22 protein-coding genes are annotated in these 22075 nt (G+C 45.5%); 8 read left to right on the top strand and 14 right to left on the bottom strand.

Annotation, left to right across the window (positions count from 1 at the left end; genetic code table 11):
• Positions 1-3: 3 nt before the first annotated feature.
• Positions 4-702, bottom strand: coding sequence for an SIMPL domain-containing protein (locus L0P89_RS05805; RefSeq protein ID WP_235267464.1), 699 nt, complete (start codon positions 700-702; stop codon positions 4-6).
• An 83-nt stretch (positions 703-785) separates the two neighbouring features.
• On the opposite strand from L0P89_RS05805, the gene L0P89_RS05800 reads away from it, so the two are divergent.
• The gene (locus L0P89_RS05800; protein WP_235267463.1) at positions 786-1907 is read left to right on the top strand and encodes a glycerate kinase; all 1122 of its coding nucleotides are present in this window, start codon (positions 786-788) and stop codon (positions 1905-1907) included.
• A gap of 24 nt (positions 1908-1931) precedes the next feature.
• On the opposite strand, the gene L0P89_RS05795 is transcribed toward L0P89_RS05800, so the two are convergent.
• Genes L0P89_RS05795 through L0P89_RS05785 form a run of 3 tightly spaced genes read right to left on the bottom strand, consistent with a single transcriptional unit; the run spans position 1932 to position 3100 of the window.
• Positions 1932-2345, bottom strand: a complete 414-nt coding sequence (locus L0P89_RS05795; protein WP_235267462.1) for a hypothetical protein — start codon at positions 2343-2345, stop codon at positions 1932-1934.
• 4 nt (positions 2346-2349) lie between these two features.
• The gene (locus tag L0P89_RS05790) at positions 2350-2772 is read right to left on the bottom strand and encodes a (4Fe-4S)-binding protein (protein ID WP_235267461.1); all 423 of its coding nucleotides are present in this window, start codon (positions 2770-2772) and stop codon (positions 2350-2352) included.
• A 1-nt stretch (position 2773) separates the two neighbouring features.
• A complete protein-coding gene (locus tag L0P89_RS05785; RefSeq protein ID WP_235267460.1) occupies positions 2774-3100 on the bottom strand; it encodes a GNAT family N-acetyltransferase in 327 nt (108 codons plus the stop codon).
• A 133-nt stretch (positions 3101-3233) separates the two neighbouring features.
• Between L0P89_RS05785 and L0P89_RS05780 the strand changes: the two genes are divergently transcribed.
• The 3 genes from L0P89_RS05780 (at position 3234) to L0P89_RS05770 (ending at position 4715) form a co-directional block, all read left to right on the top strand.
• Positions 3234-3674, top strand: a complete 441-nt coding sequence (locus L0P89_RS05780) for a BLUF domain-containing protein (protein WP_235267459.1) — start codon at positions 3234-3236, stop codon at positions 3672-3674.
• A gap of 172 nt (positions 3675-3846) precedes the next feature.
• On the top strand, positions 3847-4179 hold the full coding sequence (locus tag L0P89_RS05775; protein WP_235267458.1) for a single-stranded DNA-binding protein: 333 nt from the start codon (positions 3847-3849) through the stop codon (positions 4177-4179).
• Between the two features lie 131 nt (positions 4180-4310).
• A complete protein-coding gene (locus tag L0P89_RS05770) occupies positions 4311-4715 on the top strand; it encodes a hypothetical protein (protein WP_235267457.1) in 405 nt (134 codons plus the stop codon).
• A 19-nt stretch (positions 4716-4734) separates the two neighbouring features.
• On the opposite strand, the gene L0P89_RS05765 is transcribed toward L0P89_RS05770, so the two are convergent.
• The 4 genes from L0P89_RS05765 to L0P89_RS05750 form a co-directional block, all read right to left on the bottom strand.
• On the bottom strand, positions 4735-4908 hold the full coding sequence (locus L0P89_RS05765) for a hypothetical protein (protein ID WP_235267456.1): 174 nt from the start codon (positions 4906-4908) through the stop codon (positions 4735-4737).
• Between the two features lie 68 nt (positions 4909-4976).
• Positions 4977-5498, bottom strand: coding sequence for a ferritin (locus L0P89_RS05760; protein WP_235267455.1), 522 nt, complete (start codon positions 5496-5498; stop codon positions 4977-4979).
• 69 nt (positions 5499-5567) lie between these two features.
• Positions 5568-6407, bottom strand: coding sequence for a phosphatase PAP2 family protein (locus L0P89_RS05755; protein WP_235267454.1), 840 nt, complete (start codon positions 6405-6407; stop codon positions 5568-5570).
• Positions 6408-6436: 29 nt separating this feature from the next.
• Positions 6437-7339, bottom strand: a complete 903-nt coding sequence (locus tag L0P89_RS05750) for a histone deacetylase (RefSeq protein WP_235267453.1) — start codon at positions 7337-7339, stop codon at positions 6437-6439.
• A 94-nt stretch (positions 7340-7433) separates the two neighbouring features.
• Between L0P89_RS05750 and L0P89_RS05745 the strand changes: the two genes are divergently transcribed.
• Positions 7434-8387, top strand: a complete 954-nt coding sequence (locus L0P89_RS05745; RefSeq protein WP_235267452.1) for an L-threonylcarbamoyladenylate synthase — start codon at positions 7434-7436, stop codon at positions 8385-8387.
• Here L0P89_RS05745 and L0P89_RS05740 read toward each other — a convergent pair.
• From L0P89_RS05740 to L0P89_RS05725, 4 genes are all read right to left on the bottom strand, one after another.
• The gene (locus L0P89_RS05740) at positions 8377-8910 is read right to left on the bottom strand and encodes an RDD family protein (protein ID WP_262911464.1); all 534 of its coding nucleotides are present in this window, start codon (positions 8908-8910) and stop codon (positions 8377-8379) included. The genes L0P89_RS05745 and L0P89_RS05740 overlap by 11 nt on opposite strands.
• A 4-nt stretch (positions 8911-8914) precedes the next feature.
• Positions 8915-11008, bottom strand: coding sequence for a methionine--tRNA ligase (gene metG / locus L0P89_RS05735; RefSeq protein ID WP_235267450.1), 2094 nt, complete (start codon positions 11006-11008; stop codon positions 8915-8917).
• A 301-nt stretch (positions 11009-11309) separates the two neighbouring features.
• On the bottom strand, positions 11310-13019 hold the full coding sequence (locus tag L0P89_RS05730) for a DUF1501 domain-containing protein (RefSeq protein ID WP_235267449.1): 1710 nt from the start codon (positions 13017-13019) through the stop codon (positions 11310-11312).
• A gap of 10 nt (positions 13020-13029) precedes the next feature.
• Complete coding sequence (locus L0P89_RS05725) at positions 13030-14529, bottom strand: DUF1800 family protein (protein ID WP_235267448.1); 1500 nt, start codon at positions 14527-14529, stop codon at positions 13030-13032.
• A gap of 169 nt (positions 14530-14698) precedes the next feature.
• Here L0P89_RS05725 and L0P89_RS05720 point away from each other — a divergent pair, with 169 nt between their 5' ends.
• Together L0P89_RS05720 and L0P89_RS05715 are read left to right on the top strand one after the other, a co-directional pair.
• Positions 14699-15058 carry a YraN family protein gene (locus L0P89_RS05720; protein ID WP_235267447.1) on the top strand — a complete coding sequence of 120 codons (360 nt, stop codon included), beginning with the start codon at positions 14699-14701 and terminating at the stop codon, positions 15056-15058.
• 53 nt (positions 15059-15111) lie between these two features.
• Entirely contained in the window at positions 15112-15771 is a 660-nt protein-coding gene (locus tag L0P89_RS05715) for an aspartate kinase (RefSeq protein ID WP_235267446.1), read from the top strand.
• An 18-nt stretch (positions 15772-15789) separates the two neighbouring features.
• On the opposite strand, the gene L0P89_RS05710 is transcribed toward L0P89_RS05715, so the two are convergent.
• Entirely contained in the window at positions 15790-16596 is an 807-nt protein-coding gene (locus L0P89_RS05710; protein WP_235267445.1) for a helix-turn-helix domain-containing protein, read from the bottom strand.
• Positions 16597-16727: 131 nt separating this feature from the next.
• Between L0P89_RS05710 and L0P89_RS05705 the strand changes: the two genes are divergently transcribed.
• Entirely contained in the window at positions 16728-17882 is a 1155-nt protein-coding gene (locus L0P89_RS05705; RefSeq protein WP_235267444.1) for a serine hydrolase domain-containing protein, read from the top strand.
• A gap of 803 nt (positions 17883-18685) precedes the next feature.
• Here the strand turns inward: L0P89_RS05705 and mfd are convergent.
• Positions 18686-22051 carry a transcription-repair coupling factor gene (gene mfd / locus L0P89_RS05700; protein WP_235267443.1) on the bottom strand — a complete coding sequence of 1122 codons (3366 nt, stop codon included), beginning with the start codon at positions 22049-22051 and terminating at the stop codon, positions 18686-18688.
• Positions 22052-22075: the final 24 nt, after the last annotated feature.

Genomic DNA, 22075 nt, shown 5'->3' with positions numbered 1-22075 from the left:
GCATTAATTAGACAAGGCAAACTTGACATTTATGGTGGCCTCTACCCGGATCATTTCAAAACCGATGTCCAAAGGCTCAGGTTCGGCCATATCCATTTTAGCCATTGCCATCTCCATTCTTGGCTGATTGTACCTGGGGTAATAGGGCTGCGAATGGTCGGCGATATGTATGGCCACGCCCACGGTTTGGCCCAAAGGCTCCGTAAGGGCATCCGCTTTTTTCTTGGCCTTTTTGACGGCCCTTGATTTGAGTTCCAGCTCCAATTCATCCATTTTTGAATATTCGGTCTTTTCAAGGTAGGTGTTGGCTATGCCCAGATCTTCCAGGGCGGCCATGACCTTTCCCGCGGTTAACCCATCATGTACCAAAAGGGAATATTGCTTGCTTTTAAGCACCTCCTTACTTCTTAAAAAGTACTTTTTATAATTGCTTGCCAAGTTTTTAATGGTCAATTGCTTGTCTACATCGATTCCCAGATCGGTCAAGCTCTTGGCCATTTTGTTCTCTTGTTCTTCAACAGATTTTCTTCCTTTCGAATCCTTTTCCTGTATGGTAATGCTCAGATAGATTTTATCGGGAGCCACCAAGGTATCGACCCTTGCAGAGGTCTCTAAATAGGGAACATCCAAGAAATTTTTTGACTGTGAAAAAACAGTTGGGGCTAAAACAAACAGTGTAAGAAGTAAAAAGACATTTTTCATGGTAAGGTTTTAAAGCAAAAATACGGTTTTGTTTTTAGCCATGAGAACCGTATTTTATCGTGGTACAACAGCTGCTTTTAGTTATGAAGTTTGTCATCGCTCCCGATAAGTTCAAAGGCTCATTGACAGGGGCCGAATTTTGCACCATTGTCGAGAAAGCGGTATCTGAAAGGTTTCCCCGTTCAGAAATTGTAAAGGTACCCCTTGCCGATGGCGGTGATGGTACCATTCAGGTCGCCGAACAGTATCTAGGCGGTGAGATTGTCGGTTGTACGGTGAGCGACCCCTTGTTTCGGCCAATGGAGTGCAACTACTTGTTTTCAGGTAAAAAAGAAACGGCCTTTATCGAAATGGCTGAGGCATCAGGTCACCGACTATTAGGGGCCCATGAGTTGAATTGTATGCTCACGACCACGCTGGGTACTGGTGAACTAGTTGCCGATGCCATTCAAAAAGGGGCAAAGCATATTTTTTTAGGGATAGGCGGCAGTGCCACCAATGATGGCGGTATGGGCATGGCCCAAGCCTTAGGGTATACTTTTCTTGACAAAGACGGGAAAGTCCTCAGCCCTATCGGAAAAAACCTCGCCAAGGTGGTGGCCATAGTCCCTCCCAAAAAATCACTTTCGGGCATCTCGGTGAAAGTGGCCTGTGATGTCGATAATCCTTTCTATGGAGAAAATGGCGCTGCCAAGGTGTATGCCAAACAGAAAGGGGCTTCGGCCAGTGAAATTGAGGAACTCGATGACGGTTTGCGTCATTTTGCATCGATAGTGCGTTCACAAATGGGGATCGATCTACAGAAGATTCCCGGTGCCGGTGCTGCCGGTGGACTTGGTGGAGGGGCCGTAGCCTTTTTAAATGCTGAACTCTTGTCAGGGATCGATTTGGTCAAAGAAATGGCAGCTTTCGAAGCCAAGATCAAAGATGCCGATTGGATCATTACCGGAGAAGGTAAGTTGGACGATCAAACCCTTTCAGGGAAAACCATAGGAGGTGTCATTGCATCGGCACAAAAGCAGCATATTCCGGTGGCAGCGTTCTGTGGTGCCGTTGCCCTTTCAGAAAATGAAGCAAAAAAAATGGGCTTGACCCATGTTTCTGAAGTAAGTAAGGGTATTGCCGATTTGAATGTGGCCATGGCCATGGCCGGTGAGAATCTTTATCGCGCTGTCGAAGAATTTTTGAATGCCCTCGAAACCTGAACAAAGCCCATAAGGCCCAAAACATTAATCAAAGGGCAATAGGTCAGGTGCTAGATATTCTTTTTTTGCTTTTGGGGAACGGTAGATGTCAAATCCGTAGTGCGCGGCCATCAACGCTTTGAAATTGTGTTTCAGCCTCGGAAATTCGTTGATGAAACCATGAAAGGTACTTGATTCAGACTTCAGCATAAAATGATAGACGGCCCGTATGGCGGCCACGGTCAATGTCTTATTGAACTTATCAAAGGCCCCGTTTGATTCGGCAAAGTGTTTTATTTGTGTGCAGACCAGATCAATAGCGGTTTTTAAACCATGATTTTTGATATAAAGCCATGCCAATCGCAGGTGCGCCTCATGGGTGAAGAGTTCTGGTCTCAAGGTCGCATTGGCGAAGCGCGCTGAAAACTCGATATCGGAAAGGTTTCGGTGCTTTTCCACTTAGCTATCCTTTAAATCCGGTTTTGTTGTGCGTGCCGTCGCAATAGGGTTTGTTGTTCGATGCACCACAACGGCAAAAAGCGGTAGATCTTTTCTTGGTTTCGATGGTGCCATTGGCCAAGGTCACCTTTAACATGCCGCTGACCAGAAGTGGCCCATTTTCAATGACCGTGCATTCGGTCTCTTTTTGTTCTTCCATAACGGTTTCTCCTTTTATCGAGTAGGTGAGTGCCCCTGAAGGACATTTTTCAATCTGTGATTTCAATGCCTCAACGGAGGCGTTCTCTGGGTTGATCCATGGTTTTCCCTTTGGGTCATAGACTTCGGGAAGCGTACGCCAGCAGATTTCTGAATGGATGCATTTTTTGGGTTTCCAGATGACCGTGAAATCACCTTTACTGTATTCTTTTACGATTTCTCTTTCCATATCATGCAATATTGATGCCCTTTAGCACCAAGGCCTTGTACTCGGGGTTCCTTTTAATGAAAAGGGCCACGAACGGACAAAGTGGTACAAGGGTCAACCCTTTGGCCTTGATGTCTTCGAGTGCTTGCCGTACCAGCTCCTTTCCAATGCCTTTTCCCTCCAACCCTTTGGGCACCTCGGTATGGGTAAGGTAAATCTTGTCTTTGGTCTTGATGTATTCGATTATGGGGGTATGTTCGTCTACGCGAAATTCATACCGTTTTTTTTCAATGTTGTCTATAAGTTGATACGGCATTACCACAAATTCAATAGGCCTAAAAATAAGCATTTTCGTTAGGAAGCTAAGGTGTGCAATGACATTTTTGTTGCTTCGGTATGAACATTATGACCACTGTATTCAAATATGTCATATCTTTAAGAGAGTACAGGGTTCTAAGCTTTTTTTGTCAAAATGCCCATATATGTTCTGTTTGGTCTACAAATCGATTGCGAGTCTGGCATTTCGAAAAATCGAAATAGCGGAAATGCTTGAAAAGGCACGTGATTTTAATGCCAAGAACGATATTACGGGCTGTCTGATCTACTATAAGGGAGAGTTTTTACAATATCTCGAGGGAAATCAAATCAAGGTGCTTGAACTGTTCGATCGCATAAAGTCAGATAATCGACACCATACCGTAGAATTGGTTTCATATGGCAAGATCGATACCCGTGAGTTTGAAGACTGGAGTATGGCCTACGAAGATTTTTTGGGCGATAATGACACCCTGCAGTTCTTAAAGCTATTGGTGGCCTCTTATTTTGAATCACCTGACGAGGCCATGGAGCCCAACCCTACCTCTGAATATTTCTGGAGAACCGCAAAACGGCTGTTGAAGTCGGGCGAACTGAAGAAGTTTTAGATTACTGCTATCTTGAAGATCAATGATTTAATCATTTTCAAACGACTACAAACGTTTACAAACGAAAATAAATAATTCCTGACCGAATCTTTCTTTTTACTGGTTCTATGTTTGCCCTGTCGGATGAGGGACATTCGATGGCATTGACTGTTTAACCATAAAAATCAGAAAGATGAACGCACTTAAAAACAAAGTACAGTTGATTGGTAACTTAGGGCAAGACCCAGAAATCGTAACCTTGGAAAACGGCAGCAAGCTCGCCAAGTTTTCCATCGCCACCAGTGAATATTATAAAAACGCCAAAGGCGAAAAGGTAGAGGAGACCCAATGGCACAATATCGTGGCCTGGGGCAAAACGGCAGAGATCGTTGAAAATTACCTGACCAAGGGCAAGCAAGTGGCCCTAGAGGGTAAACTGACCCATCGCTCTTATGAGAACAAAGACGGTGAAAAACGGTATATCACCGAGGTACGCTGCAATGAATTGCTGCTATTGGGCAAGTAAGTTTTTCGCGCACAACGATAAAAGTGGGCATTTTGCCCCTTTTCTTTTTTAGACCAGCAATTTAACAATAACTTAAGGTAAATGATTGCAACTAAAAACCCTATTGGTCGTCTAATGAACAAAGCTTGATTATGAAACGCATTGTCATCCAAATCGCCGTTCTGCTGTGTCTTCCGGCCGGGCTATGGGCACAAGTGGATGACCGTGCCATAGATGAAAGTTTTTATTCAGCTTTGGCAAAGGCAGATGCCCATTACGAACAATCACTTCCTGCCATGTCTATAGAAGATGAGCTTGACTTCTGGAACGACCAAGAAGCTTTTGAGCAGCGTTTATCGAAAACAAATCCACGGGCATATCAGATCTATTTGAACAGCAAGGGCAATGCCTACCGTGAGTATCTGCGTTTTTGCGGGTCTGAGTGCCAGCATGGGGACCAATTTTTCCGCAAGGCTTCTTTTTACATGATCAATGGCGAAGTGGAAGATGAAATGGCTTTTTCCACAACAGGCAAAAAATCCCTTAAAAAGAATTGATTCGACCAAAGGTGATCGATTAGGCCACTTTTTTCAATAAATCAAAGCAGGGGCAGCGTTTGCAGCGTTTTTGCTCACCCTTTTTATATTTCTTGCAGCAGCTGGTCTTGCAATTGCCGGGCACCAACTCTTTAAGAAGTGCTTTCTTCTTTTTCTTGAGCCCTTTTTTCTTTCCTTTCTTTATTTTGCCCATGCAACCAATGCTTGCTATGGGTAAAGATAGTTATTTTAAATTAATCTAAATAAAGTAGTTGTCAACAATTATTCACCAAGCGTGTCAGAGGCGGCACTTTCAACGGTAAGTTGCTGTATATCACGGTCAAAGAGGTAAAGACCGCCCTTGTCGTTTCCGATGAGGTTGATCTTATCTAAAACCGTTCGGGCCAAAGCCTCTTCTTCCAATTGCTCGGCGACATACCACTGTAAAAAGTTGTGCGTGGCATAATCTTTTTCCTCTAGAGTGATGTGCACAAGTTCATTGATGCTCTGAGAAACGAATATTTCATGGTCATAGAGTTTTTGAAACATCTTTTGAAAAGTGCCAAAATCGATTTCCGGAGCTTTTAAATCCGATATAATGGCATGACCGCCCCGTTCGTTCACGTATTTGACCAGTTTGAGCATGTGCATACGCTCTTCATCTGAATGGCCGTACATGAATCCGGCCACGCCTTCCAGACCCTTTACCTCGGCCCATGAGGCCATGGATAAATAGACTTGAGATGATTCGGCTTCTATTCGAATTTGATTATTAAGTGCTTTTTCGACTTTTTTGGATAACATGGTGCTTTGATATTTATGCCCTAAAATTACAAAAAGGGAATATGGTAATTCAGCTTTATTTGTGATAATTCAAAATTGAACGACAAACCCCATGGTATTTGGACCAAAAGTGAGGTTCCAGCTCAGCTTTTTTGTGTCGGCATTGTATTTTTCACTGTATTTTTTGTCAAGGTACCGGTCGATGGACTCCACGATGAAAATACTCAAGACCGTGCTAAAGGCCACATCAGAGATCCAGTGAAAACGGTCGATGACCCTTACAAAACCGGGAATCGAGCCAATAGTGTACAATCCGGCCTTTATCCACGGATTCTTAAATTGCTTGGCGATGACATAGGCGTTGCTGAAGGCCAACATGGCATGCCCCGAGGGAAAGGAGTCGTAATTGAAGATCCTGTCAAGATGTAGGGGATCAAAGGTGCTCGAAGAATCTCCACTTCTGGGTCTGGCCCGGCCGATGATTCGTTTGCTGACCTGTTGTAAAAGTCCCCCTGCGGTAGCCGACGAAATCAATAATACCCCGGTTCGCCTGAGTTTCTCATTTTTGGTGAACAGGCCGACCAGATAGACACCTCCCGTAAGCATATAATTGTTGTTCGGGTTGCCGTATTTGTGTCCGTACTCGGTAATAAAACCAGGCACATCATCGCGAAAGCCGTCTGCCCAAGTGTCAAATTCATCATCGATGGCGGCCAGTAGAAGGGTACCCCCAGAGAGATACCCAAAATTTGCCCAATCGTTCCCTTTCCAGTGAAAGGGCCTGCTGTACGAGTGCCCCATACCGCCAAAAACATTGCCGATGTCATAGGTGAAATCGTTCCACAGGGTCTTCTGTTTTGTGCTTTCAGGCCCTTGGGCGCAAATAGCTGTCGAAAGCAATGTAAAAAGTGCCAGATAAACAATTTTCATCAGGGATGGTATGTTACGAAACTGTAAAGCTAAAAATAAATTTCCTGTGCCGACCTGAACGTGTTGGCATGGGCTTCGACAATGGTTCTGATGTCTTGTGAATAACCACCGCCCATGCTGCACTGAACGGGGATTCCGTTCATTTTGCAGATTTTCAAAACAAATTGGTCCCGGGCCGCACAACCTTCAAGACTCATGCCCAAAGTGCCCAATTTATCAGTGGCCAATACATCGACGCCACAGAGATAGAAGATAAAATCAGGTGCTGTACGATCGATCAATTTAGGAAGCGTTTCTTTTAGAATGGAAAGATAGGTTTTGTCATCAGTGCCTTTTTCCAAGGGTATGTCCAGGTCGGACGATTCTTTTTTAAAGGGATAATTGCCCCGACCATGCATTGAAAAAGTAAACACGGCAGAATCATCCTGAAAAATCTCAGCGGTGCCGTTGCCTTGGTGAACATCTAGATCAACGATCAATATTTTCTTGGCCAAGCCTGTTCGCAGCAAATACCTGGCCCCGATGGCCTGATCATTGAGCATACAAAAGGCCTCGCCCCGATTGCTGTAGGCATGGTGCGTGCCCCCAGCAATATTCATGGCGATACCATGCCGTAGGGCAAACGTACTTCCTCTGATGGTGCCATCAGCGATAATGCGCTCACGCTGTACCAATGCATCAGAAAGCGGAAAACCGATTTTTCGCACCTCACTGGGCTTGAGAGCTAAATTGACCAGATTTTGGTAGTACCCACTATCGTGTGCTGCAAGAATATCGTCATCATCCGGTAATGTTGGGCGATAGAAATTATCGCCGATACAAGTGCCCTCATGAAGCAGTTGTTCGGGCAACAACTCATATTTTATCATCGGAAATCGATGTTTCTCGGGCAATGGGTGGCAATAAATGGGGTGATGGGCAATCTTCAGCAATCTATCGCAATTTTTTTCAAATATGGGGCTTTCCAATGAAATGGGCGATTAGGCATTCTTGCCCATTGGGTAAGCTGTCATACCTTTGCTGCCGATGAAAAATGTGATTACCACAGATTTGGAGCGTTGCCGAGAGCTATTGCGACAAGATCAGCCAGTGGCCATACCCACTGAAACGGTCTATGGCCTTGCGGCCAATATATATAGCGAATCTGCAGTGAAGAAAATTTTTGAGATCAAGGGCCGGCCGCGCTTCAATCCGTTGATCGTGCACGTGCATGGTATCGACCAAATGACTTCCCTGACCAAAGAACTTCCCAGAAATGCGGTAAAGCTGGCCGAGCAATTTTGGCCTGGCCCACTCACCTTGATATTGCCCAAACAAGACTCGGTAAGCGATTTGATCACGGCGGGCAAAGAAACCGTGGGCATTCGTATGCCGAACCATGAACTGACATTACGATTACTGAAGGGATTGAATTTTCCGTTGGCGGCCCCGAGCGCCAATCCGTTTACACGCGTCAGTCCCACCTCGGCACAACATGTGGCCGATTATTTTGGCGATGCCGTGACCGTTTTAGATGGTGGCCCCTGTACGGTGGGCCTCGAATCGACCATTGTGGGGTTTGAAGGCGAAACACCTGTTGTCTATAGAAAGGGGGGCATCACCATAGAGGCCATTGAACAATGTGTAGGGCCTGTCAAATTACGTTTAGAGAACGAGAAAGCACCCGAAGCTCCGGGAATGCTGTTCAAGCACTATTCACCCAGAACAACATTGGTGCTGACCAATGATGTGGAAAAAGCGTTGTCGAAAATCGATAACCAAAAAGTAGGGGTACTATCCTTTTATAAGGATGCGTACCCAGGGGCAACCATTGTCAAAGCACTTTCAAAGACCAGAGATCTAGAGGAAGCTGCCCAAAAACTGTTCGATGCCCTACATGAATTAGACACGGCTGGTTTAGATATGATCATTGCCGAGCGATTGCCTGAAGAAGGTCTGGGCATCACCATCAACGATCGGTTAGAGCGGGCTAAGAATTAATGGAAACCATTATATACGCTAAAAGATAGCAAAAAGGTACGGTGACCAGTGTGATCAAAAAAACCTGCATTACGTTTACTTTGGTGTTTTTGATGTCGCCCAATAAGCTTTTTGGAGATTCTTTTTCCGCTTCCACAATTTTTGTGTTCGCAAATAAATCACCTATTCTTCTTTTAGGACTAAAGAGCGTAACGATAACCTCTAAAGGCCATAGAACAATAAAGAGGTTTCTAAAAAAGCACTGAAACGAGCTGGCGGTTTCATCGGTTTTCCGATCAACAACTTGTAGACCTATTATTCTTTTTCCAAGGCTTTTCCCTTTCCAATTATCCTTTAAAAAATAAATTACATAGATAGAAAAGAGTAGTGCATAGCCATGAATATCCAAGAAAATGATTTCAATCGTATCCTTGACAAGGAAAATGAGGAGAAAAAAAACAAGAATGGCGATGGGAAACATCACAATAATCATTGTAATATGATCGATAATCATCGATAGTATCCTATTTATTCTGAAGTCCATCTATTTAATTGATACAGCTACCGTTTGAAATCTTTTTTTCATCAGGATTCACAAATACCAACTTGCCGTCCTCGCTTTCGGCCATCAAAATCATGCCCTGGCTCTCAACGCCACGCAATTTTCGGGGGGCGAGATTGACCAGAACGGTCACTTGCCTGCCCACTATATCTTCGGGTTTGAAGCTTTCAGCAATGCCTGAGACAATGGTTCGGGTATCAAGCCCCGTATCTACTTTCAAGACCAACAGTTTGTCGGCCTTGGGCATCTTTTCGGCCTCGACGATGGTGCCTACCCGCATATCGAGCTTGGCAAAGTCATCATAGGCAATCGTATCTTTTTGTGGCATAATCTCATTTTTTTGCCCAGTTGCGGCATTTATTTTTTTAGTGGCCTCCAACTTGGCGAGTTGGGCCTCGATTTCTTTGTCCTCGATTTTTCTGAAGAGCAGTTCGCTTTTGTTGATCTGGTGACCAGGCGGGAGCAAGGTTTCTTTTGTGGAAATCTCGTTCCAAGAGGTCTTGACAGGGCCTGTGCCGAGCGCAGACGAGGTGCCTGATTTGATATTGAGTATGGTATTGAGCTTTTGTGAGGTGAACGGCAAAAAGGGTTCGCTAAGCACCGCCAGGCCTGTAGCGATTTGTAGCGCGACATACATGACGGTCTTTACCCGTTCTTCATCGGTTTTGATGAGTTTCCAAGGTTCTTCGTCGGCGAGGTATTTATTGCCCAAGCGGGCCAGGTTCATCAGTTCTTGACTGGCCTCTCGAAAACGGTACCTGTTCAATGAATCGCTTAATCGTTCAGGAAACTCCCGTAAAGCCTTCAACGTGTCATTGTCCACATCGGTGAAGCCATTGGGTGCTGGCACCGCACCACCGTGGTATTTATGGGTCAAGACCGTTACCCGGTTGATGAAATTGCCAAAAATGGCAACCAGTTCGTTGTTGTTTCGGGCTTGAAAATCTTTCCAGGTGAAATCATTGTCTTTGGTCTCGGGGGCATTGGCGGTCAAGGTGTACCGCAGCACATCTTGCATATCGGGAAACGCTTCTAGGTACTCATGCAACCACACTGCCCAGTTTTTGGAGGTCGAAAGTTTGTTGCCCTCTAAATTCAAAAACTCGTTGGCCGGCACATTTTCGGGCAATACAAAGTCACCATGGGCCTTCAACATACTGGGGAAGATGATGCAGTGAAAGACAATATTGTCTTTACCGATAAAGTGCAGCAGTTTGGTGTCTTTGTCTTTCCAATAGGGCTCCCAGTCTTTGCCTTCCCTTTCGGCCCATTCTTTGGTCGAAGAGATGTAACCGATCGGGGCATCGAACCATACGTACAGCACCTTGCCCTGGGCATCTGGCACGGGAACGGGAATGCCCCAATCGAGATCTCGGGTCACGGCTCGCGGCTTGAGCCCATCATCGATCCATGATTTGCATTGGCCATAGACATTGGGTTTCCAATCGTGTTTGTGGCCTTCTATGATCCATTCCTTTAGAAAATCCTCATACCTGTCTAAGGGCAAGAACCAGTGCTTTGTTTTCTTCAGGGTCGGAACTGCGCCCGTTATGGTCGATTTCGGATTGATGAGGTCGGTGGCGTTCAATGACGATCCGCAGTTCTCACACTGATCCCCATAAGCCTCTTGATAAGAACAGACCGGACAGGTGCCCGTTACGAAACGATCGGCCAAAAACTGTTGCGCCTCTTCATCGTACAGCTGTTCGGTGACTTCTTCGATAAAATCACCTTGATCATATAGTTTCTTGAAAAAGTCAGAAGCTGTTTTGTGATGTACCTGGGCCGAGGTTCTGGAGTAATTGTCAAAAGAGATGCCGAAATCTTCGAATGATTTTTTGATGATACCATGGTACTTATCGATGATCTCTTTGGGGGAGACGCCCTCTTTTTTTGCCTTCATGGGAATGGCCACCCCATGTTCATCGCTTCCGCAGATAAAAAGCACGTCATTGCCCGTCAATCGTAGGTATCGGGCATAAATGTCGGCCGGTACATAGACCCCTGCCAAATGGCCGATGTGAATGGGGCCATTGGTGTAGGGCAGCGCGGCGGTAAGGGTATAACGTTGGTGGGCCATTCAGTATGAAATTAAGCCCCAAAAATACTGATTTTGACAAGAGCATGTTAAAAACGGTATCTTCCAAAAAAACAGGGTCTTATGAACCGTGGCCTTGCATTCTTTTCAAGGTTTATGTCTACAAACCGCTCAAACGATGCTTCGCCAGAACCACAAGCTATTGATTTTTGGTGCGTATTCTTTTTAAATATGCCCTAAGGGCGGAAAGACCGTCGCCCAAAAAAGGAAACCTCCGAATCATGCAACCCAAATTGGGGTGGGGAGCTGCACAACCGGAGGATTCTGGAAATGTAAGCAACGCTTACATAATCATGACAGATTTGCTCATCTTCTGGTCAGCAACCTGTATTCTATAGATATACTTGCCGGTAGAAAGGCTTCCGCGCATGCGTTCCCTTATGTTGATTTCCGCAGAGCCTTCGAGCATCATCTCATTGAATACCGTACCGACATTCTGGCCCAAGATGTTGAACAATTGAATGTCAACATGGGCAGCGAAAGGCATTTCCAAATAAATATGTGGATTTCTTTCTGTCGGATAATACGGTCTGTGAATGACTTCATTTGCCAATTCAGGGTCTGGATCCGTGCCTTCACCAGGCGGCGTATCGGGCAATGTTGGTGGGTCGTTATCGTAGGCAATATCAGGAAATTCGACACCACTGCAATTGAAGCCAAGATTCACCGGATTATAGGGGTGGTCGAGCAAGTGCTGCTCTACCTTGGCGATGGGCACACAGAGCCATTCGGCCAAAACGGTGGCGTAAAGATCTCTAAAGTCCATGGTGTACTCAAGGTTGCCACGACCGTTCGGGGCATCAAGTGAGGGGTGGTCGCCCACAAAGGCACTACCGTTCAGACCCGATCCGAAGAACAGGGTGGGTGCTGCCTTGCCATGGTCTGTACCATTCGAGCCATTTTCGAAGATCCTACGTCCAAATTCAGAGAAAGTCATGCTCAACACCTGACCATCTTGTTCGGTGAAGCCCAAGTCTTCATAGAAGTTGTTCACCGCAATCGACAGATTTGACATCAAACGCTCATGGGCCAAAGGCTGGTTGCCGTGGGTATCGAAACCGCCCATTGAAATCATATAGACCTTGGTGCCCAAGTTGCCTTTGATCAAGCGGGCCAATAGGGCCAACTGACGGGCAAAGCCGTTTTCTTGGTATTCTACCTGGTTTTGACCGCGCATATAGGCTTCATGTATCTTACCGGCATATTCGTAGGTGGTATTGGCCACACCGCGCAAGAAACGCAGCTGATCGCCATACATACAGGTATCGAACAGGCTATGGTCTAAATCATAGAAGAATCCGGTTTGGGCAATTTCTTCCAACTGATCGATATTGTTGGTGACGAAAGCGTAGTTCGTCTCTTCACCTTGAAAGACCAAGTTTGAGATGCTTCCGATTTGGATGGCGGCCGGGGCATCGGGCGGATTGATCAAATAATCTGGATAGCAATCCTCAAAATGTCGCCCCATCCAACCGGTATCCAATCCTTGAAAACCAGAAGTGGTCAAATCGGTATTGGCATAGATATCGGATCCCGTAAAGTGGGAAAGGCTTTGGTTCTCATAACCGACACCATGCACCGCCTTGAACTGACCATCACCCCACAAGGGCTCCAATGAATTCATGTAGGTAGGAACCCCGAAATCATCGGTCAACTTCAGAATCTTACTTTCAGGTATGTAAATATTTGGCCTTGCATTGGCATAGGTATCATATTGTTGAATCGGTATGACCGTGCTGAGACCGTCATTGCCACCGTTCAAACGGATCAATACCAAGATGTTATCGGTTTCGGCATCGGCAATCGAAGCCATCAACGGAGAAGGCGCCGAAGCAGAAAGTAGGTTGCCGCCCAACATCATAGATCCAGAGCCTGCAATGCCCAACGCCTGAATAAACGAACGGCGGCTCCAGTTCTTGTGTTCGAGATCGTGGCCTTCGTGCTCGAGGCCTTTGTGTGGTTCTATATCGTGATTGTGGTGTGTATCGCACATAGCAGTAGGGTTATTTTAATTGAAATTCGGGTTCTCTGGTCAAATGACGGAGTAGATTATATACTTGCATCGGAACCTCTACACTGATTCCAAGCATCCATAGACTCAGTCCGCCATCAATAAAATCTGGAGAATAGTAGTTTTCTTGCACGCCAGCGATAAAGGCATCTATCGCATTTCTCAGATCTTGGTCTGTCAACAAACCTTTTGGCGTGAATTTGTCTACTAGGGCCCGAACAACGATTTCGGGATTGCTGGTGTTGCTGTCAGCAGGGTCGACCGCACTTACGGCCAAGGCCCTGAACTGTTCAGGGTCTGCTTGAAAGAAGCGTTCTAAGAACACCTCCATGGTCAACCAACGGCCGATGATGAAATTGGTGTTGATCCACTGGCGATCGCGTTGCCAACCCGCAACATCGACGGGATCGAACATTTCTTGCCCGATCAATCGACAGGCATCAACAGCATTGATGACCGTACCGTCATCATAGGCAAAATCTGTTTCTTTGATAAAATTGAGATACAGATCGAACGGACTCTTGATAATGACACCGATTGCCGTTTCATCAAAAAAGTGTTGACTCTTGAACAGTTGCCTCAAAACGGGGGCAAGTTCAAAATTGTTGGCCACAAATGTATTTGCCAAGCCCGTGATGATAGGTTGTGCCTCGGCGGCCAGGGCATCTGGGTGCACAAAGTATATATAGAGCTTTTTACAGATAAAGAAAGCGATTTGGTCGGCACGCTCATTAAAGAGAATATCGATGACATCGTCATAGCCCCAATTTCCCGTTTGCCCCATAATGGTCTTGGCATCGGCATCAAACTGTTCAGGGTCGAAGGTAATCATGGTACAACCTACCTCGCCCCTGTTGACATAACCTGTCAGGGCCCTTGATGTCTCGATGATATCTTCTTCGGTGTAACCAATGCCCTCGCCAAGTGTGAACAGCTCATAAAGCTCTCGGGCATAGTTTTCGTTCGGACTGTTTCTATTATTGAAAGCGCCGTCGAGATAGCGGAGCATGGCACTGGTCAATCCGATTTCTGAAACGAAGGTCTTGAAGTTGCCCAAAGCATTTCGCTGAAGACAGTTTATGTACTCATATAAAAATGAGTTACAATTGTACACGTCGAGTTCGGTCACGAAATGGTTGCTCCAGAAGAAACTCAAACGGTCTCTAAGGTTGTTGTCCAACAAAGCGTTGCCATAAGTGGTTCTGAACTCTTCTAGTTGTTGTCTTCTAAGCTGACCTGCGGCATCGTCATCTTCCGGATAGTTGGCATCTGTCCAATTGGCCCAAGCGGGTGGTGGAATCGGAGCGGCATTGATCGCTTCATTAACAAGTTGGTCTACCAGCGTATCGGCCGTTTGGCCAACCGCTTGGTCAATGGTCTGCACCGACGCACTGAAACCCAACCTACGATATAGGTGTTGGGCCCTAAGATTGTCTAAGGGTGTCGTGTACGGCGCTAAGGTCGAGGTGTTGCAATTAACAAAGAATTCCATAGCAAAGTTCGGCGTTAAATATGTTCATAGTCTTTGGGGCTAACTATGTGCTTTAACGTGTGGTTAAGGGTTTATTGCGGTTTAAATGTACAATGTTAACGCAGTTTTGACGGTAAACTGTCAATTTTTTCGATGAACTGCATGCATTTTTTTCTATTTTTCAATGCTTATGGGAAAACACAATGAATTTGGGAAGCTGGGAGAGCAATTGGCAGTAGACTTTTTAATCAGGAACGGCTACCAAATTCTACGGCGCAATTATCGGTATCTGAAAGGAGAACTTGATATCGTAGCCAAAAAGGATGCTGTTCTTTCCATTGTAGAGGTCAAATCGCGTAGCTCTGATTTCATTGAAACTATTGCCGAAACAGTGAACCAAAAAAAAATCAAGCTGATCGTCGCCACTGCAGATGCCTTTGTGACCGAAAACAATCGAGAAGAAGAGGTACGGTTTGATATCATCACTATCCTCAAAAAAGGAACGGAATACGAGCTTGAACATATAGAGGACGCCTTCTATCATTTTTAACCATTTGTTTTATTTATAACAATAAGTTATTTTTGTTCAAAATTGATTTTGATATGAAAACTATCTCTGCCGTAGTTGAGCATTATATCAAGAAGAAGCCTTTTTTACAGAGCGCCTTGGCGCAAGGCATCATTAACCTGACCTCGCTTTCGCGCATTGTGAAACCCGAAATTGAAGAAGAGTTGGGTAAAGAGGTACGCAACGGGGCCATAGTCATGGCCCTAAAGCGGTTGTCAGATGACCTTGAGTTTCGAGCCACCCATAAAATAGTCAAAGTGCTGAAGAACATTGGTGAGATTACCGTACGGTCGAACCTTACCGATTACACCTTTTTGTCTTCAGAAACCATATTGGCCAAGCAAGCGAAGCTGTTGGAAGAGGTAAACAAGAACCAGGATATTTTCTACACCTCTTCCCGAGGGGTCAACGAGATCAATATTGTGGTCAGCAACAGTCTTGACCAAACGGTCGAAGAATTGTTCAAAAACGAACGTTGTACCCAAAAGGTAGAAAACCTGTCATCGGTAACGGTCAAACTGCCCTCTGAAAACGTATCTGTGCCCGGCATCTATTATTTCATCTTTCAACGGTTGGCTTGGGAGGGCATTGTACTTTACGAGGTCATTTCCACAACCAACGAGTTCACCATTTTGGTCAATGACGATCAAGTCGATGTGGCCTTTAAGACCATCAAGGATTTGAAGACATTGTAATTTGCCCTGCCATAACATCTACATGGTTTTCTTCACTAGGTTGCTGACCTTGTAGAGAAATATGACTTCCAAAATAATGGTGGGCAATATCAAGATCCATCCTACCAAAGAGAGCACGACCGTCAATAAAAAGAAAGAGGCAAGAATCTCCATTCCCCCGGCGAAAAAACTCATGGGCCTCATTATTTTGTGCGATTTGAGAATCGAAATCCCGAACAATATGCCAAATGTGCCCCAAGTGACGGCCTCAGCGAGTATGACGACCTCAAATTCCAGAAATTCGTTGAAAAAAGAGACAATGTCAAAAAGATAAAAGACAAGGCAAGCCATGAGTAAAAGTACCGAGGCGATTTTCATCAAATAGTTCTTGAGCAACTTTCCTGAAATGAGAAACCCATAGACCATTGTGGCGTAGAAGACCATTGAGAGCACTTTGAGGAGCACCGACCCGACCATGCCAAAAACCAATTCATCTTCAAAGAACCTGAAATAATCGACCACGCCCTCGAGCGAGCTTGATATGAGGTAAAGAATGCCCGATACCAAGGCTATGGTGAGCAGGGTATGTACCGATTTGGCCTCTTTTTTTGATACGTTCAAGATGAAGTCCGATTCTTGTTGTTCGGTCAGCAGAATCGATTCGTAATCTTCGTCCAGTGCCGACAAAATGGTCTTGATGGTGTAGCTTCTTGGGGTCACTTCACCATTTTCAATACGCTGAAGCGTGCGTACATTGATATTGCACAACTCTACCAATTCTTCTTGTGTGAGTCCTTTCTGTTTTCTTAACTCGATAATTCTACGTCCCAGTTCTGGTTGTTTCATGATAAACGTTTTTGTTTTCATGGCAATGTTATTGTCAATATAGAATCCATGCAACGTACTTTAACGATTTTGACCCGACATTCTGCCGACATTTGGTATCTTGACACAAGTTATCAAGAATTGTCAGTACTATGAACACCACTACTAAAACTATTCTTTTTAGTTGTCTTTTGCTCTTTGTCTTTGTGGGAAATGGCCAAGGGATTTATTTTCCCGAGCGAAATGCCGATTGGAAGAAAACCGAAAAAGCCGCTTATAAAGAATCCACTTTGCAACAAGCGGTCGATTTTGCCTTGCAAAATGAATATTCAGGCTCCCGTGACCTTCGGCAAGCCATACTGAAGGGTTTTCAACGGGAACCCTTTCATGAAATTCTCGGTCCGACCAAGAAACGGGGCGGTCCGGCGGGCATGATCCTCAAAGATGGGTATCTAGTGACCTCATGGGGCGATACCAAACGTGTCGATATGACCTTTAGCGTTACCAAAAGTTTTTTGTCAACGGTAGCTGGCCTGGCCGTCGATGCCGGTTTGATCGTCGATGTTGATGATAAGGTGTCAAACTATGTTTGGGATGGTACTTTCGACGGCGACCATAACGGCAAGATTTCGTGGCAACATCTTTTGCAGCAGAACTCTGATTGGTCGGGCGAACTTTGGGGGCTCAAAGATTGGGCCGACCGCCCCCCTCGTGAGGGCGGTCTTGATGATTGGAAGTTTCGCAAGCTCAACGAACCCGGTACCGTGATGGAGTACAACGATGTACGGGTCAATGTGCTCGCTTACTCGCTGACCCAGGTATGGCGCATGCCCTTGCCCTTGGCACTCAAAGAAAAGCTGATGGACAAGGTTGGTGCCTCCACCACTTGGCGGTGGTACGGTTACGACCATGCATGGACGACCATCGACGGACTCAAAATGCAATCGGTCACAGGGGGTGGCCATTCAGGCGCTGGCCTATTCATCAATACCGAGGACATGGCTCGCTTCGGACTCCTATTTCTCAATGGTGGTGAATGGAAAGGGCAACAACTGTTGAGCAAAGAGTGGATCGAACTGGCCACCACACCCTCAACGCCCAATGTAAACTATGGTTATATGTGGTGGTTGAACAAAAAGGAAGGCAATCGCCATTGGGAGGGGGTGCCCGAACATGTGTTTTATGCAGCTGGTTTTGGCGGCAACTTTATCGTCATCGACCAACAAAAGGGTTTGGTTATTGTTACGCGTTGGTTAGAACCCTCAAAGATAGGGGAGTTTGTGAGGTTAGTGTATAAAGGTTTTTGAGATTTCTCAATCGTCGCTTCACTCCTCATTTCGAAATGACATTCAGGTGCTTTTGTCATTTCGAACCGAATGAAATGAGTGTGAGAAATCTAAATGACCTCACTGTTCAAAAACTCCCGATTCGGATTGAATTCAGAAATCAATCTATTCTATTTCTCCCTACGGCATTTTTTGGATTTCTCAATCGCTTTGCTCATATCGAAATGACGTTCAGGTGCTTTTGTCATTTCGAACCGAATGAAATGAGTGTGAGAAATCTAAATGACCTCACTGTTCAAAAACTCCCGATTCGGATTGAATTCAGAAATCAATCTATTCTATTTCTCCCTACGGCATTTTTTGGATTTCTCAATCGCTTTGCTCATATCGAAATGACGTTCAGGTACTTTTGAGATTTCTCAATCGTCGCTTCGCTCCTCATATCGAAATGACATTTTTTGATTGTACTGTCATTTCGAACCTTTCAGGCCGAGCTTGTCGAAGTCGAATGAAATGAGTGTGAGAAATCTAAATGACCTCACTGTTCAAAAACTCCCGATTCGGATTGAATTCAGAAATCAATCTATTCTATTTCTCCCTACGGCATTTTTTGGATTTCTCAATCGCATTGCTCATATCGAAATGACGTTCAGATACTTTTGGGATTTCTCAATCGTCGCTTCGCTCGTCATATCGAAATGGCATTCAGGTGCTTTTGTCATTTCGAACCTTTCAGGCTGAGCTTGTCGAAGTCGAACGGAGTGAGTGTGAGAAATCTTTTTAAAGCCTACTACATTTCACTTTGTCGGAATGGCAAATGGAAGCTAAGAGACCACCCCGTTTTGTTGATGTAGTGGCTCCAAAACCCGAAAGGCCTTTTCCACGTTTGTGATTTCATCAAAAACCAACAATAATCGCAGTCCGTTACGGGTCTGCTTTTCTTTTAGTTTACACTTTTGCGGGTGTTTTTGAACATAGTGCAAGACACGGGTAAAGGTGTCGCTTTGGTAAAAGTCAGACTGCTGGTCGGCGATAAAGTAGCCGATAAACTTTTTCTTTTTGAGCACCACTTTTTCTAGTCCGATGTGGGTGGCTATCCATTTGATGCGCACCGAGTTCAACAAATCGACTGCGTGTGGGGGCAATTCGCCAAAGCGGTCTACCAGTTTGGTCTCAAACCGTTGTAGGCCCGCCTCGTCTTTTACCTCGTTCAGTTCGGTATAGAGGCTGAGGCGCTCGGTAATGTTGTTGATATAGTCATCGGGGAAGAGCAGCTCAAAATCGGTATCGAGCTGTAGGTCTTTCACAAAGGTTTTGGGCTTGTCGCCCTCAACCTCATCGTACAGTTCCTTGAACTCGTTTTCTTTCAATTCTTCTATGGCCTCGTTCAAGATCTTTTGATAGGTCTCAAACCCGATTTCGTTGATAAACCCACTTTGTTCACCACCCAGCAAATCTCCGGCCCCACGAATTTCAAGATCTTTCATGGCAATGTTGAACCCACTGCCCAGTTCGGTGAACTGGGCCAAGGCCTCGATGCGCTTTCTCGCATGGGGGGTCATCACCTCATAGGGCGGGGTAATGAAATAACAAAAAGCTTTTTTATTGCTGCGCCCCACTCGGCCCCGCATCTGGTGCAGGTCGCTGAGGCCAAAATTATTGGCATTGTTGATAAAAATGGTATTGGCATTGGGTACATCGAGACCATTCTCAACGATGGAGGTCGAGACCAACACATCAAAGGTCCCGTTCATAAAACCGAGCATGAGTTGTTCGAGTTTTTTGCCCTCGAGTTGGCCATGGCCGATACCGATCTTGGCATCGGGCACCAAGCGTTGTACCATACCGGCCACCTCTTTGATGTTCTCGATTCGGTTGTGGATGAAGAACACCTGACCGCCACGCTGTATCTCATATGAAATGGCATCGCGAATGGTCTCTTCGTTGAAACGTATCACTTGGCTTTCGATGGGGTAGCGGTTGGGGGGTGGGGTATTGATGACCGATAGGTCACGGGCCGCCATCAGGCTGAACTGCAAGGTTCGGGGTATGGGGGTGGCCGTAAGGGTCAGTACATCGACATTTTCTTTTATGGACTTTAATTTATCCTTTACGGATACCCCGAATTTCTGCTCCTCATCTACGATGAGCAGTCCTAAATCCTTAAACTGTACATTTTTGTTGACCAGTTGGTGGGTGCCGATGATGATGTCGATTTTGCCCTGTTCAAGCCGCTCCAAGATGTCGCGTTTCTCTTTGGCGGTTCGAAAGCGGTTCAGGTAATCGATGGTCACGGGCATATCGGCCAAACGTTCTTTGAAGGTCTTGTTGTGCTGAAAGGCCAAAATGGTGGTGGGCACCAATATGGCCACTTGTTTGCCATTGTCAATGGCCTTGAAGGCCGCACGAATGGCCACTTCTGTCTTGCCAAAGCCCACATCGCCACAGATGAGGCGATCCATGGGGCGTTCGCTCTCCATATCTTTTTTGATGTCTTCGGTCGATTTTGCCTGATCGGGAGTGTCTTCATATAAAAAAGAGGCTTCCAGTTCGTGCTGCAAATAACTGTCTGGGCCGTATTGGAACCCTTTTTCCAGACGCCGTTTAGCATAGACCTTGATCAGATCGAAGGCGATTTTTTTGACACGGCTCTTGGTTTTTTGCTTGAGCTTTTTCCAAGCGGCAGATCCCAATTTGTAGATTTTGGGCACGGCCCCGTCCTTGCCGTTGTACTTTGAGATTTTGTGCAGCGAATGAATGCTCACATACAGAATGTCACGGTCGCCATAAATGAGTTTGATGGCTTCTTGTTGTTTGCCCTCTACTTCGATTTTTTGCAGTCCACCGAACTTACCGATGCCATGGTCAATATGGGTCACGTAGTCACCAACTTCGAGTTTGTTCAGCTCTTTGAGAGTGATGGCCTGTTTTTTGGCATAGCCATTTTTTAGATGGAACTTGTGATAGCGCTCAAAGATTTGGTGATCGGAATAGCAGGCAATTTTCAGGTCTTGTTCAATAAAACCTTGGTAAATGGGAAACACCACCGTTTTGTAGTGCACCTCTTGTTCAACCTCCTCAAAAATATCATGAAAGCGCTGGGCCTGCTGTTCCGAGGCGCAAAAAATGTAATTGGTGTAGCCCGCTTCGTGTTTTTCGTTGAGGTCTTGAATGAGCAGGTCGAACTTCTTGTTGAAAGCGGGTTGGGGTTGGGTATGGAATGTCACGCTGAGCCTGTCGATAGGTGCTACTTCACCTGAATTCAACTCAACCACAGTGAAATCTTGCAACTGGTTTTTCAACAGCTCTGAAGTCACAAAAAGTTCACTGGGTCGTGAGTGTTTTATTTCTTTGCTCAGCTTTGAAAATTCTTCCTTGGCCTTCTCGAAGAATGAATCAATGCGCCCATAGGCCAGCGATGGGTTTTTGGCAAATATGACCGTGTCGGGTTTGATGTATTTCAAAAAGCTCTCACGGCTCTCTTGCAAAAACTTGTTCTCAACATTGGGGATGATGGCGATTTTCTTTACTTGATCGGTCGATAGCTGTGTCTCCACATCAAACGTGCGGATGCTGTCAACATCATCACCAAAAAATTCGATACGATACGGCTCATCGTGCGAGAAAGAGAAAACATCGACAATGCCACCTCTGACAGAGAACTCTCCTGGCTCGGTCACAAAATCGACGCGTTGAAACTCATATTCGAAGAGTGTCTCGTTCAAGAAATCGAGTGACAGATTATCGCCCACCCTCATTTTGAGCGTATTTTTCTCAAGCTCTTTTCGGGTCACCACTTTTTCGAACAGCGCATCGGGATAGGTGACAATGACCGCAGGTTTTTTTCTTGAATTGATACGGTTCAGTACCTCGGCCCGCAAGAGCACGTTGGCATTGTCTGTCTCTTCAATTTGATAGGGCCTGCGGTAACTACCTGGGTAAAAAAGTACGTCTTTGTTGCCCAACAACAGTTCAAGGTCATTGAGGTAATATGCCGCTTCTTCTTTATCGTTCAAGAGTACCAAGAAAGGTCGTTCAGCGGTTTTGAAAGTATGCACGATCATGAAAGAAAGCGAAGAGCCGACCAGGCCTTTGACGGAAATGTTTTTTTCAGATTGGGCAATGGCCTCCTGCAGTTTCCAAAGTTGTGGAGACTGTTCAAAAAGAGGTAAAATGGACGATTTGGTCAATCCAAAAAACTTTGCTGCAAATAT

This window comes from Muricauda sp. SCSIO 65647 (assembly GCF_021534965.1).
In the GTDB taxonomy this organism is placed as follows: Bacteria; Bacteroidota; Bacteroidia; order Flavobacteriales; family Flavobacteriaceae; genus Flagellimonas_A.
Note: the sequence above shows the minus strand (reverse complement) of the source record. Positions and strands in the feature narration are given on the sequence as shown.